General features: G+C 61.0%; 13 protein-coding genes. 8 read left to right on the top strand and 5 right to left on the bottom strand.

Going from position 1 to position 14998, the window contains the following annotated elements; genetic code table 11:
* Positions 1-76: 76 nt before the first annotated feature.
* Together AD659_RS08955 and pap are read right to left on the bottom strand one after the other, a co-directional pair.
* Positions 77-1261: a thiolase family protein gene (locus AD659_RS08955; protein ID WP_053120347.1), complete on the bottom strand. Its 1185-nt coding sequence runs from the start codon at positions 1259-1261 to the stop codon at positions 77-79.
* A 103-nt stretch (positions 1262-1364) separates the two neighbouring features.
* A complete protein-coding gene (gene pap, locus AD659_RS08950; protein ID WP_053120346.1) occupies positions 1365-2879 on the bottom strand; it encodes a polyphosphate:AMP phosphotransferase in 1515 nt (504 codons plus the stop codon).
* Positions 2880-3013: 134 nt separating this feature from the next.
* On the opposite strand from pap, the gene mnmC reads away from it, so the two are divergent.
* The 8 genes from mnmC to AD659_RS08915 all read left to right on the top strand — a co-directional run bounded on the left by mnmC (position 3014) and on the right by AD659_RS08915 (position 13341).
* Complete coding sequence (gene mnmC, locus AD659_RS08945) at positions 3014-4996, top strand: bifunctional tRNA (5-methylaminomethyl-2-thiouridine)(34)-methyltransferase MnmC2/FAD-dependent 5-carboxymethylaminomethyl-2-thiouridine(34) oxidoreductase MnmC1 (RefSeq protein WP_053121338.1); 1983 nt, start codon at positions 3014-3016, stop codon at positions 4994-4996.
* A gap of 480 nt (positions 4997-5476) precedes the next feature.
* Complete coding sequence (locus AD659_RS08940) at positions 5477-6781, top strand: hypothetical protein (protein ID WP_053120345.1); 1305 nt, start codon at positions 5477-5479, stop codon at positions 6779-6781.
* Positions 6782-7022: 241 nt separating this feature from the next.
* Positions 7023-7316, top strand: coding sequence for a hypothetical protein (locus AD659_RS30150; RefSeq protein ID WP_231987731.1), 294 nt, complete (start codon positions 7023-7025; stop codon positions 7314-7316).
* Positions 7317-7522: 206 nt separating this feature from the next.
* Positions 7523-7990: a tyrosine-type recombinase/integrase gene (locus tag AD659_RS30145; RefSeq protein WP_053120344.1), complete on the top strand. Its 468-nt coding sequence runs from the start codon at positions 7523-7525 to the stop codon at positions 7988-7990.
* Positions 7991-8028: 38 nt separating this feature from the next.
* On the top strand, positions 8029-9801 hold the full coding sequence (locus AD659_RS08930; protein WP_053120343.1) for an N-acetylglutaminylglutamine amidotransferase: 1773 nt from the start codon (positions 8029-8031) through the stop codon (positions 9799-9801).
* Between the two features lie 3 nt (positions 9802-9804).
* Positions 9805-11550, top strand: coding sequence for an N-acetylglutaminylglutamine synthetase (gene ngg, locus AD659_RS08925; protein WP_053120342.1), 1746 nt, complete (start codon positions 9805-9807; stop codon positions 11548-11550).
* 180 nt (positions 11551-11730) lie between these two features.
* Positions 11731-12921 (top strand): osmoprotectant NAGGN system M42 family peptidase, encoded by a 1191-nt coding sequence (locus tag AD659_RS08920; RefSeq protein WP_053120340.1) that lies wholly within the window; start codon positions 11731-11733, stop codon positions 12919-12921.
* Between the two features lie 192 nt (positions 12922-13113).
* A complete protein-coding gene (locus AD659_RS08915) occupies positions 13114-13341 on the top strand; it encodes a YheU family protein (RefSeq protein WP_003199186.1) in 228 nt (75 codons plus the stop codon).
* On the opposite strand, the gene csrA is transcribed toward AD659_RS08915, so the two are convergent.
* From csrA to AD659_RS08900, 3 genes are all read right to left on the bottom strand, one after another.
* Positions 13330-13530, bottom strand: coding sequence for a carbon storage regulator CsrA (gene csrA / locus AD659_RS08910; protein ID WP_053120338.1), 201 nt, complete (start codon positions 13528-13530; stop codon positions 13330-13332). The two genes, AD659_RS08915 and csrA, sit on opposite strands and share 12 nt — an antisense overlap.
* Before the next feature lie 152 nt (positions 13531-13682).
* Positions 13683-14015 (bottom strand): YnfA family protein, encoded by a 333-nt coding sequence (locus tag AD659_RS08905; RefSeq protein WP_053121337.1) that lies wholly within the window; start codon positions 14013-14015, stop codon positions 13683-13685.
* A 57-nt stretch (positions 14016-14072) separates the two neighbouring features.
* Entirely contained in the window at positions 14073-14888 is an 816-nt protein-coding gene (locus AD659_RS08900) for an SDR family oxidoreductase (protein WP_053120337.1), read from the bottom strand.
* Between the last annotated feature and the right edge of the window lie 110 nt (positions 14889-14998).

The raw sequence follows: 14998 nt of genomic DNA, 5'->3' as shown, positions 1-14998 counted from the left end.
GCTGCCGAGCGGGAGCAAGCTCCCTCGCCACAAAAGCTCCGTGGCCACAAAAGCCGCTGGCACCATGAGCCCGTGGTTATCTCACCGCCTCGAACAACCCCGTAGCCCCCATCCCGCCGCCCACGCACATGGTCACGACGCCATAGCGCAGGTTGCGCCGTTGCAGCTCGCGCACCAGATGCCCGACTTGCCGCGAACCGGTCATGCCGAACGGATGGCCGATGGAGATCGAGCCGCCGTTGACGTTATATTTCTCGGGATCGATTTCCAGCCGATCGCGGCTGTACAGGCACTGGGAAGCAAACGCCTCGTTGAGTTCCCACAGGTCGATATCGGCGATCTGCAAGCCCTTGGCCTTGAGCAGCTTGGGCACCGAAAACACCGGGCCGATGCCCATTTCGTCCGGTTCGCAACCGGCCACGGTGAAACCACGGAAAAACGCCTTGGGCTTGAGCCCCAGCGCCAGAGCTTTTTCCAGGCTCATGACCAAGGTCATCGATGCCCCGTCGGACAGTTGCGACGAATTGCCCGCGGTCACCGAACCGTCTTCGGCGAACACCGGCTTCAGGCCCGCCAGGCTTTCATAGGTGGTGTCCGGGCGGTTGCAATCATCGTGATCGACCACGCCATCGAGCACCTGCACCGCGCCGGTCTGCTTGTCCTCGACCCGGTACTTGATGGCCATCGGGATAATTTCATCATCGAACAATCCTGCTGCCTGGGCCTTGGCGGTGCGTAGCTGGCTCTGCAACGCGTAGCGGTCCTGTTCCTCGCGGCTGACCTGGTAACGGCGGGCGACGATCTCGGCGGTCTGGCCCATGGGGAAATAGATCCCGGGCACCTGCTCCTTGAGCAGCGGGTTGATCAGGTTGTCGGTGTTGACGCTTTTCATCGTCAGGCTGATGGATTCCACACCACCCGCCACAATGATGTCGCTGCAACCGGAAGCGATCTGGTTGGCGGCGATGGCAATGGCTTGCAGGCCCGAGGAACAGAAGCGGTTGAGGGTCATGCCGGCCGTGCCGATGCCCAACTGCGAGAGCACCGCCACGTTGCGCCCTATGTTGTAGCCCTGGGCGCCCTCATTGGACCCCGCCCCGACGATGCAGTCCTCGACACTGGCCGGGTTGATGTCGTTGCGCGCCAGCAAGGCGTTGACGCAATGGGCCGCCATGTCATCAGGACGGGTCATGTTGAACTTGCCGCGAAAGGACTTGGCCAGGCCAGTCCGTACGCTGTCGACGATCACCACTTCACGCATGGCTGTACCTCATTGTTCTGGTCAGTTGAGAGTGGATCGAGCATAGATCCACTGGATAACCGACCGCGACAATCATTCACCTCGCGTATGCGTGCCCATCGCCCTAGCGCTTCTTCTTGCGAGCCTGCCTGGCACTCCGCTCGAAAGCCGCCTCCAGCGCCTGGTTGAGGGTGCGCAACACCTTGACCCGCGCCCAGCGCTTATCGTTGGCCTCCACCAGGGTCCAGGGGGAAATCTCGGTACTGGTGCGGTCGACCATGTCGCACACCGCGGCGCGGTAGGCGTCCCACTTGTCGCGGTTGCGCCAGTCATCCTCGGTGATCTTGAAACGCTTGAACGGGATCTCCTCACGCTCCTGGAAACGCTCCAGCTGGGTTTCCTTGTCGATGGCCAACCAGAACTTGACCACCACCACACCGGCATCGGCGAGCTGTTCCTCGAAGTCGTTGATTTCACCGTAGGCCCGCAGCCAATCGGCCTGGCTGCAAAACCCTTCGACCCGCTCCACCAACACCCGGCCATACCAGGAACGGTCGAACATGGTGAACTTGCCGCGGGCAGGAATATGCCGCCAGAAACGCCACATGTAGGGGTGGGCGCGCTCTTCTTCCGTGGGGGCGGCAATCGGCACGATGCCGTATTGGCGCGGGTCCAGGGCCGCCGTGACCCGCCGGATCGCCCCGCCCTTGCCTGCCGCGTCATTGCCTTCGAACACCGCCACCAGGGCATGCTGGCGCATGCGTTTGTCCCGCAGCAGGCCGGCGAAGCGCGCCTGCTCGGTGATCAATTGTTCTTCGTAGTCGGCCTTGTCCAGGCGCCGGGTCATGTCCAGGCTGTCGAGCAACGTGATCTGGCCGTCCAGCTCCGGCAGCGGCGCCACGCTGACCTTTTGCGGCTTGACCTTGGACCGGTCCAGGGCCTGGCGCAAACCGTCGAGCAGGATCCGCCCGACGGTGAGGCTGCGATAACAACTGTCCATGCCTTCGATCACATGCCAGGGCGCGTAATCGCGGCTGGTGCGGCGTAGCACCCGCTCGCCATATTTGACGAACTTGTCGTAGGTCTGGGACTGCTGCCAATCCAGCGGGCTGATGCGCCAACTGTGCAGCGGGTCATCCTTGAGCCCCTTGAGCCGGGCCTTCATCTGTTTCTTGGAGAGGTGGAACCAGAACTTGAAGATCAGCGCGCCTTCATCGCAGAGCATTTTTTCCAAGCGCTCGGCACCGGCGATCGCCTGGTCGAGTCGCGGGTCCTTGAACTCGCCATGGACCCGGCCCTGCAACATCTGGCTGTACCAGTTGCCGAAGAAAATCCCCATGCGCCCCTTGGCCGGCAGCATTCGCCAATAGCGCCACGCGGGAGGCCGCGCCAGTTCCTCGTCGGTCTGCTGGTCGAAAGTGCGCACCTCGATCAGCCGCGGGTCCATCCATTCGTTGAGCAATTTCACCGTCTCGCCCTTGCCCGCGCCTTCGATGCCGTTGATCAACACGATGACAGGAAAGCGGCCCTGCTGCTGCAGTTCGAACTGCGCTTCCAGCAGTGCTTCACGCAGGGCCGGCACCTCGGCCTCAAAGGTGTCTTTATCGATCACATGACCGATTTCAGCGGATTCAAACATGGGCAGCTCCTTCCAAGGATGGCTCAAGACTAGCGGATTGGATGCGGCCCGTGTGTTTGTGTAGGAGCGTACGCACGAGAGCAATTGGCAATTGATCGGCTAGAATGGCCGCCGTAGTTTTTTCCGAGCCAGCCATGACCCCCATCCAGCAACACGCCCAACTCGACTGGGATGACCAGGGGCGCCCGCGCTCGCGGGTGTTCGACGATGTGTATTTTTCCGACCAGTCGGGCCTGGACGAAACCCGTTATGTGTTCCTTGAGCAAAACAACCTGGCCGAGCGTTTCGCTGCGCTGGCCGATGGCGAGCGGCTGGTGATCGGTGAAACCGGGTTTGGCACCGGTTTGAATTTCCTCTGCGCCTGGCAATTGTTCGAACAGTGCGCGCCGGCAGGTACCCGACTGCATTTTGTCAGTGTCGAGAAATATCCCTTGAGCCCCGAGGACCTGCGCCGGGCCCTGGCCCTGTGGCCGCAACTCAGCCTTCAGGCGGAGCAGTTGCTTGGGCAATACGTGGCGATCCACCAAGGTTTCCAGCGCCTGGTCTTGGCCAATGGGCGGGTGACGCTGACCTTGTTGATCGGCGATGCCCTGGAGCAATTGCCGCAGCTGGACGGGCAGATCGACGCCTGGTTCCTGGACGGCTTCGCACCGGCCCGAAACCCCGAGATGTGGACCGCCGAGCTGTTCGCCGAATTGGCCCGGCTGGCCGCGCCCGGCGCCACCCTCAGCACCTTCACCAGCACTGGCTGGGTCCGGCGCTTGCTGAACGCGGCGGGCTTCAAGATGAAGCGCACGCCAGGCATCGGCCATAAATGGGAAATCCTGCGCGGCGTGTTTCTCGGCTGGCCCGAGCAGACGCCCGCGCCATCCCCGGCGAAACCCTGGTACGCCCGCCCCTTGCCGCTCACCGGCGAGCGCCGGGCCCTGGTGATCGGCGGAGGCCTGGCCGGTTGTGCCAGCGCGGCGAGCCTCGCCGCCCGTGGCTGGCAGGTGACGTTGCTGGAGCGTCATGCCGGGTTGGCCGAGGAAGCCTCAGGCAACCCCCAGGGCGTGCTGTATCTCAAGCTGTCGGCCCATGGCACCGCGCTGTCCCAGATGATCCTCAGCGGCTTCGGCTACACCCGACGGGTGCTGGAGCAACTGCAACGCGGCGTTGACTGGGATGCCTGTGGCGTCTTGCAATTGGCCTTCAACAGCAAGGAAGCCGAGCGCCAGGCGCAACTGGCCGAAGCGTTTCCAACGGACTTACTTCACACCTTGGATCAATCCGAGGCCCAGGTTCGGTCCGGCATCGGCCTGGCCTCGGGTGGTCTGTTCTATCCCGAGGGCGGTTGGGTGCATCCACCGGCGTTGTGTCGCTGGCAAGCCTCGGGGCCAGCGATTGATGTGCACCCCCATCATGACGTACTGCAACTGCGCCGGGTCAACGGCCAATGGCAGGCGTGGGACGGCGAACGCTGCCTGGCCAGCGCGCCGGTAGTGATCCTCGCCAGCGCTGCCGAGATCAAACGCTTCGAACCGGCTGCCAACTTGCCGCTCAAGCGCATTCGCGGGCAGATCACCCGACTGCCGCAAACCCGTCGCAGCCAGAGCCTGGCGACGGTGGTTTGCGCCGAAGGTTATGTCGCCCCACCACGGTTGGGCGAACACACCCTGGGCGCCAGTTTCGATTTCAACAGCGACGACCTGACCCCCACCGCGGCCGAGCACGCCGGCAACCTGCAGATGCTCGAAGAGATCTCCCAAGACCTGGTGGAGCGCCTGGACGCTGGCGCCCTGGACCCGCAGCACCTTGAAGGCCGCGTGGCGTTCCGTTGCACCAGCCCGGACTATTTGCCAATCGTCGGACCGTTGGCCGACCGTCAGGCTTTCACCGAAACCTACGCGGCACTGGGCAAGGACGCCCGCCAAGTGCCAGACGCCCCGTGCCCCTGGCTCAATGGCCTGTACATCAATAGTGGCCACGGTTCCCGAGGCCTGATCACCGCCCCCCTGTCGGGCGAACTGATCGCCGCCTGGCTGGACAACGAACCGCTGCCACTGCCCCGCAGCGTGGCCGAGGCCTGCCATCCGAACCGGTTCGCGTTACGGGCCTTGGTCCGGGGCAAGGCCTGACACCCATTAAAGGCTTTCCCCAATCCCCTGTGGGAGCGAGCCTGCTCGCGATAGCAGTGTGTCAGTCGCCTCAAACGTCACTGATCCACCGTCATCGCGAGCAAGCTCGCTCCCACAGGTTCTCTTCTTATCCTTGAGTCATACGGCAGGCCCCCACCCCGTCGGCTTATAACGCATCGATCTAAAACTCACAGCAATCCCTCCGGCCAGTTTCAGGGTACCCGTCCTTTCGGCGCGTGCGGCTTGCCCCCATCGAATACCCTCCTTACGGCGTTCTGCCGACCGTTCAATCCATCCCATGCATGACCCCATTCAAAGCAGCCACCTGATCCGGTATGATCCGCCGCCTGTTACATTCTGAAGCACCCCCTATGATGTGATCGCTACCGGCAATGGAATGGCTTGCACATACCGCCCAGCAAATCAAGCTAACGTACTTGATTATCTGGTTTATGGAAGCTCAATAGAACGAGTTAACGCATGTATATATTTAACAACAAGACTAAGACAGCAGCATTGATATTAGTCGGCCCTCTGGGATGCTATATCGCCTACCAAATACTGTTCATCGGACGATATCTCAATCCTGAAAAATACCCGCTACTTACTTCCACATACATGAATAGCGCGACGATTATAGACTCGGTCTGTGCGCTTGCTGTCGCCCTACTGGGATTCCTGCTTTCTCGACGCTTAGGTCTTCTCGACGATTTCTCCCCATCGCTTGAGCGTATATCGACACTCTCTCTTGCGTTGATAACAACAGGTATTCTAGGCCTTCTGGCACTGAGCATGTATCGGGTTTTTGGGACGCTCTCTCCTAGCTATGTCGTTCAAAATTACCATACGTACAGTTTCATGGTAACCAACGGCGCTGCCTGGATAGTCCTTGCAATGTATTCTGCCTTGCTTCTTCAGCTGATGAATATGTATTTCAGTGGCGTCACTTTGAAGAATGGTATTTTCCTACTGCTGAGTCTGCTTATCGTGTCGTTCAGCGGTGGTCGCGGAATTCTAATTCTATTCGCGCTTATGTTCATCGTCATGCTTATGTTCCAGCGCGTAAGCCTCTTGAAATTTTTGATCGCCTCCACTCTCGCAGTCGCTTCGATGGGAGTGTCATACGCTATCGTCACCAATATGCGCGCGCCCTCGGCGCCCAGTGAGACTATGTCGCGTGTAGAGAAGATAGCCGGCAAGGAGGCTACTCAAGGGGGGATCGGAAAATCAGTGGCTGTGGACCCCACGAACAGTTTTGAGGACCTGAATTACAACGCCGCATTCATTTCAGAGGATGTCTTGAGTGCGATCCAGAATAACAAAATTGAACCCAGGGCGTATGCCATTGAAGATGCGATGACGCTATTCATACCTCGTCAGCTGATGCCAAGCAAACCAATCTCCACGGCCGAGACCCGTGCACTTTATCCTAAGGTGGCTAGCCGCGGTACGAACATCACTTTCCCGCTCAAGGCGAACATGCTCATGCACTTGGGAGGCTGGGCGTTCTATACAGACTGGATCGTGGTAGTGATCTGTCAGTCGCTGATGATATTGGGCATTTCCCGGCGCACTAGCGCGCCCAGCATACTTGGGTTCGCCATGCTGTTCTGCGGTATCGGATTCACGCTCATCGCTCGCGGCGGAATATTCAATGCCCGTCTACTGGTGATCGTACTGTGCATATTCGCAGCCTATGCGGGATACCGTGCTTTGTTGCACATTCAGACTGCTTTGTATGCGAGCAGACGCGGACGCCTTGCTGGCCCGCCTTCGGCCACCTGATGAACATCGGTCCACAAAGACAGGAACGTCTTTGTGGACCGCTTCGCCTAAAATCGGCCTACAGAATATGAATACTATTGGGTATCAATCCTCGCAGGAGCGTTTGATAAACAAGTCATTCACAGCGTTCTGGCAGGATCGATCGGCACTCATTCGCCTGGGACAGGGACAGGGACAGGAACAGGGACAGCTACTTGCCGTCTAGTCCTTGCGACTTCTTTTCCAGCCTGAAAAGGCCAGAATGACACCAACCATAATCAGCATCACTCCGGGAATTTCAATCGATTTCGATCTCAAAAAGAAGTTGATTGATATCCCTATTCCGCCTAACGAAAGCAAAACTCCAGATATAAATGTTCCACTTCTAAGCACCTTGTACATTGAAATCCCCTTCCATGATTTCGCCCATCTTACACAAAGCCGCTATGTGCGGAATGGCGCTCAGGCTCGAAGCAAAGCCCGTCAAACCACGATGGATGCCTTACCTGGCCCATTACCCACTCGACAAAATCACGCCGGTACTGAGATGAGCTGATTCTGAGGAATCCGGCGAATTCAATCCCCCAACCAGGGTGGTCAAACGAGAGATCGAGCCGTTCAGTCGAGAGGAAGCAGATGATCCGATCGCCAGACTGTGCAAAGTGACGAGCGGCCTGCAATCAATTTACGCGTGTTTTTTCGAGTTCTCTTTCTATACAGGCATGCGTCCTGGCGAGGCGGTGGCCCTGCGCTGGAGCGAGCTTGATACGCGCCAAGGTGTGCCGTATCAGGCTGCACGGCAAGATCAAGGAAAGGACGAAGACGAGGGTGTCGCGGAAAGTTTTATTGAACGAACAAGCGCTACAGGCACTCGAAAAAGCCAGACCTCTTACGGCGGCGCGCTCTGATTATGTTTTCGCGCCGGAAGGATCGGGTGAAAGATCAGAGCTGTACATCCGTTCCGAAACAGGGGCTAAGCGCTATTGGTTGGCAGCGCTGCGCAAGTCGGGAATTCGATCTCGCCGGATGTATGACACCAGGCACACCTACGCAACGATGTGCCTGATGCCTGGGATGAACCCGGCATTCATCGCTGCGCAGCTCGGACACAGCGTCCAAGTATTGCTTTCAACCTATGCCAAGTGGATCAGTTCTTCGAGTGATTTCGCGGAGCTTGAAAAGCTGGATTTACCGAAAAACGGTACAAAATTGATACTTGATTCGAGGTAGATGCGCCTAGCCCCAGCAAACACAAGGCCTTTTGGAATATGTGCGGATTAGCTGGAGAGTTACGTTTCGATCAACAACCTGCGGACCTTGCGGCCGTAGAGCGAATCACCCATCACCTGGCCCCTCGCGGCCCCGATGCCTGGGGTTTTCATAGCCAGGGGCCGATTGCCCTCGGCCATCGACGCCTGAAAATCATGGACCTGTCGGACGGCTCGGCTCAGCCGATGGTCGACAACCAACTGGGCCTGTCCCTGGCCTTCAACGGCGCGATCTACAACTACCCGGAACTGCGCAGCGAGCTCGAAGGCCTGGGCTACACCTTCTATTCCGGTGGCGACACCGAAGTGCTGCTCAAGGGCTATCACGCCTGGGGCGAAGCACTGTTGCCCAAGCTCAACGGCATGTTTGCCTTCGCCATCTGGGAACGCGATGCCAAGCGGCTGTTCATCGCCCGCGACCGCCTCGGCGTCAAACCCCTGTACCTGTCGCGCACCGGCCAGCGCCTGCGCTTCGCCTCGGCACTGCCGGCGCTGCTCAAGGGCGGCGACATCAACCCGATGCTCGACCCGGTGGCCCTCAACCATTACCTGAATTTCCACGCGGTGGTCCCGGCGCCCCGCACCTTACTGGCCGGTGTGGAAAAACTGCCGCCCGCCACCTGGATGCGCATCGAAGCCGACGGCACCACCGAGCAGAAAACCTGGTGGACCCTGCCCTACGGTCCCCGAGCCGATGAACAGCACCTGAACCTGGAAGACTGGATCGACCGCGTGCTCGACAGCACCCGCGAAGCCGTCGCCATTCGCCAGCGCGCTGCCGTGGATGTCGGCGTGTTGCTGTCCGGAGGCGTCGACTCGAGCATGCTCGTGGGTCTGTTGCGGGAAGTGGGCGTGGAAGACCTGTCCACCTTCTCCATCGGCTTCCAGGATGCCGGCGGCGAGCGCGGTGACGAGTTCCAGTATTCGGACCTGATCGCCAAGCACTACGGCACTCGCCACCACCAACTGCGCATCGACGAAAAAGAGATCATCGAGCAACTGCCCGCCGCGTTCCGTGCCATGAGCGAGCCCATGGTCAGCCACGACTGCATCGCCTTCTACCTGCTGTCGCGGGAAGTGGCCAAGCATTGCAAAGTCGTACAAAGCGGCCAGGGCGCCGATGAGCTGTTCGCCGGTTACCACTGGTACCCGCAGGTCGATGGCGCCAGCGATCCGTACGCGGCCTATCGCGCGGCGTTCTTCGACCGCAGCTACGAAGAATATGCCGCCACCGTGCAGCCCAACTGGCTGACGGCCAATGACGCGGCCGGTGACTTCGTCAGGGAACATTTCGCCCAACCCGGCGCCGATGCCGCGGTGGACAAGGCCCTGCGCCTGGACAGCACCGTGATGCTGGTGGACGACCCGGTCAAGCGCGTCGACAACATGACCATGGCCTGGGGCCTGGAAGCGCGCACGCCGTTCCTCGACTATCGCCTGGTGGAGCTTTCGGCCCGGGTCCCGGCGAAATTCAAGCTGCCCGATGGCGGCAAGCAGGTGCTCAAGGAAGCCGCCCGACGGGTGATCCCCGGTGAGGTGATCGACCGCAAGAAGGGTTATTTCCCGGTACCGGGCCTCAAGCACCTGGAAGGCGATACCCTGGCCTGGGTTCGTGAGCTGTTGCTGGATCCGAGCCAGGATCGCGGCCTGTTCAACCCGGCCATGCTCGACCGCCTGCTCACCGACCCCAACGGCCAACTCACGCCGTTGCGCGGTTCGCGGCTATGGCAACTGGCGGCGCTGAACCTGTGGCTCAGCGAGCAAGGAATCTGATTGATGAAACCTCATGCAACCGTTCACAACCAACGCCTCTTGCGCGGCCAGGCGCCCTCTTACGAACGCCTGCAGGCACGCCTGGCCGAAGACGGCAGCGAATTGGGCGCCGACCCGATCGCGGTGCATTGCGGCTGGGGCCGATTGCTGATCGGCCACACCTTCCCGGACCCGGCGAGCCTGGCCCGGGAACTGCTCAACGAACAACCCGGCGAACGCGACATTGCCTTGTACGTGGCCGCCCCCCAGCAAGTGCTGGGACTGGAGCCGGCGCAACTGTTCCTCGATCCGTCCGACACCTTGCGCCTGTGGTTCAGCGACTACCGCCAGTCCACCCGGGTGTTTCGCGGCTTCCGGATTCGCCGGGCCCAGAGCGAGAGCGACTGGCAGGCCATCAACCAGCTCTACCAGGCCCGGGGCATGCTGCCCATCGATCCGCTGCGACTGACTCCGCGTCACGAGGGCGGCCCGGTCTACTGGCTGGCCGAAGACGACGACACCGGTGCGGTGATCGGCAGCGTCATGGGCCTGAATCATCAAAAGGCTTTCAACGACCCGGAAAACGGCAGCAGCCTCTGGTGCCTGGCCGTCGATCCGCAATGCCCCCGGCCCGGTGTCGGCGAAGTGCTGGTGCGCCACCTCATCGAGCATTTCATGAGCCGAGGCTTGAGTTATCTCGACCTGTCGGTGCTGCACGACAATCGCCAGGCGAAAAACCTCTATGCCAAACTCGGCTTTCGCAACCTTTCGACCTTCGCCATCAAGCGCAAGAACGGCATCAACCAGCCGTTGTTCCTCGGCCCCGGCCCCGAGGCGCAATTCAACCCTTACGCCCGGATCATTGTCGAAGAAGCCCACCGTCGAGGCATCGAAGTGCAGGTGGACGATGCCGAGGCCGGCTTGTTCACCCTGGTCCACGGCAGCCGTCGGGTGCGCTGCCGCGAATCCCTGAGCGACCTGACCAGCGCCATCAGCATGACCCTGTGCCAGAACAAAAGCCTGACCCACAAGGTGCTGAAAAACGCTGGCCTGAACCTGCCGGCCCAACAATTGGCGGGGAATGCCGACGACAACCTGGCGTTTCTCGATGAGCACGAGCGGGTGGTGGTCAAGCCACAGGACGGCGAGCAGGGCCAAGGCGTGGCGGTGGACCTGCGCACCATCGAGGAGGTGCAGGGCGCCATCGAAACGGCTCGGCAGTTCGATAGCCGGGTATTGCTGGAAAGCTTCCACGAAGGGCTGGACCTGCGCATCCTGGTAATCGGCTTTGAAGTGGTGGCGGCGGCGATCCGGCGCCCGGCGGAGGTGATCGGCGACGGTCGGCACACCATCGGCGCGTTGATCGAAGCCCAGAGCCGCCGACGGCAGGCCGCCACGGGCGGCGAAAGCAAGATCCCGATGGATGCCGAGACCCTGCGCACCCTCAATGCGGCGGGGTACGACTACGACAGCGTACTGCCGGCCGGGGAGCACCTGTTTGTCCGGCGTACGGCGAACCTGCATACCGGTGGCGTGCTGGAGGATGTCACCGGCATTTTGCATCCGACCCTCGCCGATGCGGCGGTGCGCGCCGCGCGGGCACTGGACATCCCCATGGTCGGCCTCGACCTGCTGGTACCAGCGGCCGATCAACCCGAGTACGTGTTCATCGAAGCCAACGAACGCGCCGGCCTGGCCAACCACGAACCCCAACCCACTGCCGAACGCTTTGTGGACTTGCTGTTTCCCCATAGCCAGACGGTGGTTTAGCCCTTCTTCCGTGGCGAGGGAGCTTGCTCCCGCTGGGCTGCGAAGCGGCCCCTCTGCGTAGCCATCCGGGTTTGTGCATCGACCTGGAGCTCAAAGGGGACCGCTTCGCGGTCCACCGGGAGCAAGCTCCCTCGCCACAGGGTTCCCCTACTTCAACTGAATGTTCCGCGAGGAGTTTCCATGATCAGCAAAATTCCCGAACCGGATCTCGAATACCTGCAAAAGGTCCTGCTGGAAATGCTCGCCATTCCCAGCCCGACCGGTTTCACCGACACCATCGTGCGCTATGTCGCCGAGCGGCTCGAGGAGCTGGGTATCGCTTTCGAAATGACCCGTCGCGGCACGATCCGCGCCACCCTCAAGGGCCGCAAGAGCAGCCCCGACCGGGCCGTGTCGGCGCACCTGGATACCATCGGTGCCTCGGTGCGGGCCATCAAGGACAACGGTCGCCTGACCCTGGCCCCGGTGGGTTGCTGGTCCAGTCGGTTTGCCGAAGGCAGCCGGGTCAGCCTGTTCACCGACACCGGCGTGATTCGTGGCAGCGTGCTGCCGTTGATGGCGTCCGGGCATGCGTTCAATACCGCCGTGGATGAAATGCCCATCAGTTGGGACCACATCGAATTGCGCCTGGACGCCTATTGCGCCACCCGCGCCGATTGCGAAACCCTGGGGGTGGGCATCGGCGATTACGTGGCCTTCGACCCCCTGCCGGAATTCACCGAAAGCGGCCACATCAGCGCCCGGCACCTGGACGACAAGGCCGGGGTCGCGGCGCTGCTAGCGGCGCTCAAGGCGATTGTCGACAGCGGCGAAGAGCTACTGATCGATTGTCACCCGCTGTTCACCATCACCGAGGAAACCGGCAGCGGCGCAGCCGCCGCGCTGCCCTGGGACGTCAGCGAATTCGTCGGCATCGACATCGCCCCCGTCGCCCCTGGCCAGCATTCCAGCGAACACTCAGTCAGCGTGGCGATGCAGGATTCCGGGGGCCCCTACGACTATCACCTGTCGCGGCACTTGCTGAAACTGGCCAAGGAGAACGACATCTCGGCACGCCGCGACCTGTTCCGCTACTACTTCAGCGACGCTCATTCGGCCATCACCGCCGGTCACGATATCCGGACCGCCCTGCTCGCCTTCGGCTGCGACGCCACCCATGGCTATGAGCGCACCCACATCGACAGCCTGGCCGCCCTCAGCCGTCTGCTCGGCGCCTATATCCTCAGCCCACCGGTGTTCGCCAGCGACGCACAACCGGCCCAAGGCTCGCTGGACCGCTTCAGTCACCAGATCGAGCACGACGCACAGATGGAAAGCGACACCCGGGTGCCGTCGGTGGATAGCCTGGTGGGGCAGCGGTCGGATAGCTGATCCAGAGCTTTCATTGCCTGGTATATCGCCATCGCGAGCAAGCTCGCTCCCACATGGGCTCTTCAGCGCAACCTAGAACCCTGTGGGAGCGAGCCTACTCGCGATGAGGCCAGAGCAGCCCCACAACACCCAAGGCTAGCCGCAAAAGCCCATTGGCCGTAGCATCGCCCCATTGTCTAGCCGAGGTACCCCATGCTCATCCCCCACGACCAACTCGAAGTCGACACGCTCACTCGCCTGATCGAGGATTTCGTGACCCGCGACGGCACCGACAACGGTGACGACACGCCCCTGGAAACGCGGGTGCTACGGGTCCGGCAAGCCCTGACCAAAGGCCAGGCGCTGATCGTCTTCGACCCTGAAAGCGAACAGTGCCAACTGATGCTCAAGCACGACGTGCCCAAGCACCTATTCGACTGAACAGGCCTTGCGGGCGGCGTTGGCCTTTTTCCTCTGGATCTTTTCATAGATTTCGGAGCGATGGACATCGACGTGCCGTGGCGCTTCCACGCCAAAACGCACGGTGGTGCCGCTGACCGACAGCACACGGACGGAAATATCGTCACCGATGGAAATCAACTCACCCACAGCGCGGCTTAATACGAGCATGGTTCTTGTCCTTAAGAATGTCTGGACCCTGACCATGCCCGCCCTGCTTCCTGTTCTCAAGACACCCGCGAGAATTCAGTAAGGCCCTACAAGGAAAGTTCTTGCGACTGAAGGAAACTTCCTGCAAAAACCCTGTTGGACCGTAGGTTATTTCAGGAAGCTGAGAGCCGTGGGCCGAATAGAATCACACCTGCCCCCAGCACGCAGAGCCCCACGCCGATCCAGTCGGACCCCAGTGGCCTGACCCGTTCCACCACGGCCAGCCAGGCGATCGAGGCAATGATATAGATGCCGCCATAGGCAGCGTAGGCGCGTCCGGCATAGGTTGCTTCGATGCGGGTCAGCAACAACGCGAACAACGTCAGGCTGAGCAGCGCCGGGGCGATCCACCAGGCGCTCTTGCCCTGGCGCAGCCACATCCAGAAGGCGTAGCACCCGGCGATTTCAAACAGCGCGGCGAGAAAAAACCACAGGTAATTGAGCATGCAGATGTCCATCAGGAAGGCCGAATGGCGCCATCCTGAGGACATCGCGCAGCCAGGTCAATTCAGGTTCTGGCGGGCCTTGGCGCGCATCTTGTCGGCCATGGCCGTCATTTCGTCATAGAGCAACTGTGGATTCTTCTGCTTGAGAGCCCAGGCCATCCGCCCCTGCTCATGGGGCAGGATCATGAACTGGCCCTCGGCGACCTGTTGGTAGATGTAGTCGGCGATGTCGGCGGCGCTGATCGGTGAGCTTTCCAGCAACTTGCCAACCTGAGCCTTCATGGCAGGCGTCGGGCCGCGGAAGGAGTCCAGCAGATTGGTCTGGAAAAACGACGGGCACACCACATGAACACCGACTTCCTGCTGCGCCAGCTCCACCAGCAGGCTCTCCGAAAGCGCCACCACGCCCGCCTTCGCCACGTTGTAGTTGCTCATGGCTGGTCCTTGCATCAGGGCAGCCATGGAGGCGATGTTGATGATCTTGCCGCGGCTTTTTTCCAGCAGTGGCAGGAACGCCTTGCAGCCCTTGACCACACCCATCAGGTTGATCGCGATCTGCCAGTCCCAATCCTCCAGGGAGAGTTCGCTGAAGAACCCGCCCGAGGCGACGCCGGCATTGTTGACGATGATATCGATACCGCCGAGCTTTTCTTCGCAAGCCTGGGCGAACGCCGTCAACTGGCTGTAGTCGCGCACATCGCAACGCTGGATGAAGCCGTCGCCACCGGCAGCGCGCACCAACCTGAGGGTTTCCACAAGACCCGGCTCGCTGACATCCGACAAGGCCAGGCGCCAGCCCTCGCGGGCCCAGCGCAGCGCGATTTCGCGACCCAGGCCGGAGCCGGCCCCAGTGATCATCATGCGATTTTGCATAGCAAACAGCCTTGTTCCGGGAGAGATAGGCCGAGTGTAGCGAAGGCGTCTGCGGGACCCACGCTCCATCAGATTGCTGAATGGCGGGGGCAAACTGTAGGAGCTGGCGA

This window comes from Pseudomonas thivervalensis, assembly GCF_001269655.1.
Taxonomy (GTDB): domain Bacteria; phylum Pseudomonadota; class Gammaproteobacteria; order Pseudomonadales; family Pseudomonadaceae; genus Aquipseudomonas; species Aquipseudomonas thivervalensis.
This window is presented reverse-complemented; position numbering and strand designations above follow the sequence as displayed.

Excerpts from the sequence above, each read along its gene's own strand:
- ngg (WP_053120342.1), top strand. The coding sequence starts at position 9,805 with ATGAAACCTCATGCAACCGTTCACAACCAACGCCTCTTGCGCGGCCAG.
- AD659_RS08930 (WP_053120343.1), top strand. The coding sequence starts at position 8,029 with ATGTGCGGATTAGCTGGAGAGTTACGTTTCGATCAACAACCTGCGGAC.
- AD659_RS30150 (WP_231987731.1), top strand. The coding sequence starts at position 7,023 with ATGACACCAACCATAATCAGCATCACTCCGGGAATTTCAATCGATTTC.
- mnmC (WP_053121338.1), top strand. The coding sequence starts at position 3,014 with ATGACCCCCATCCAGCAACACGCCCAACTCGACTGGGATGACCAGGGG.
- pap (WP_053120346.1), bottom strand. The coding sequence starts at position 2,879 with ATGTTTGAATCCGCTGAAATCGGTCATGTGATCGATAAAGACACCTTT.
- csrA (WP_053120338.1), bottom strand. The coding sequence starts at position 13,530 with ATGCTCGTATTAAGCCGCGCTGTGGGTGAGTTGATTTCCATCGGTGAC.
- AD659_RS08905 (WP_053121337.1), bottom strand. The coding sequence starts at position 14,015 with ATGCTCAATTACCTGTGGTTTTTTCTCGCCGCGCTGTTTGAAATCGCC.
- AD659_RS08955 (WP_053120347.1), bottom strand. The coding sequence starts at position 1,261 with ATGCGTGAAGTGGTGATCGTCGACAGCGTACGGACTGGCCTGGCCAAG.
- AD659_RS08900 (WP_053120337.1), bottom strand. The coding sequence starts at position 14,888 with ATGCAAAATCGCATGATGATCACTGGGGCCGGCTCCGGCCTGGGTCGC.
- AD659_RS08915 (WP_003199186.1), top strand. The coding sequence starts at position 13,114 with ATGCTCATCCCCCACGACCAACTCGAAGTCGACACGCTCACTCGCCTG.
- AD659_RS08920 (WP_053120340.1), top strand. The coding sequence starts at position 11,731 with ATGATCAGCAAAATTCCCGAACCGGATCTCGAATACCTGCAAAAGGTC.
- AD659_RS08940 (WP_053120345.1), top strand. The coding sequence starts at position 5,477 with ATGTATATATTTAACAACAAGACTAAGACAGCAGCATTGATATTAGTC.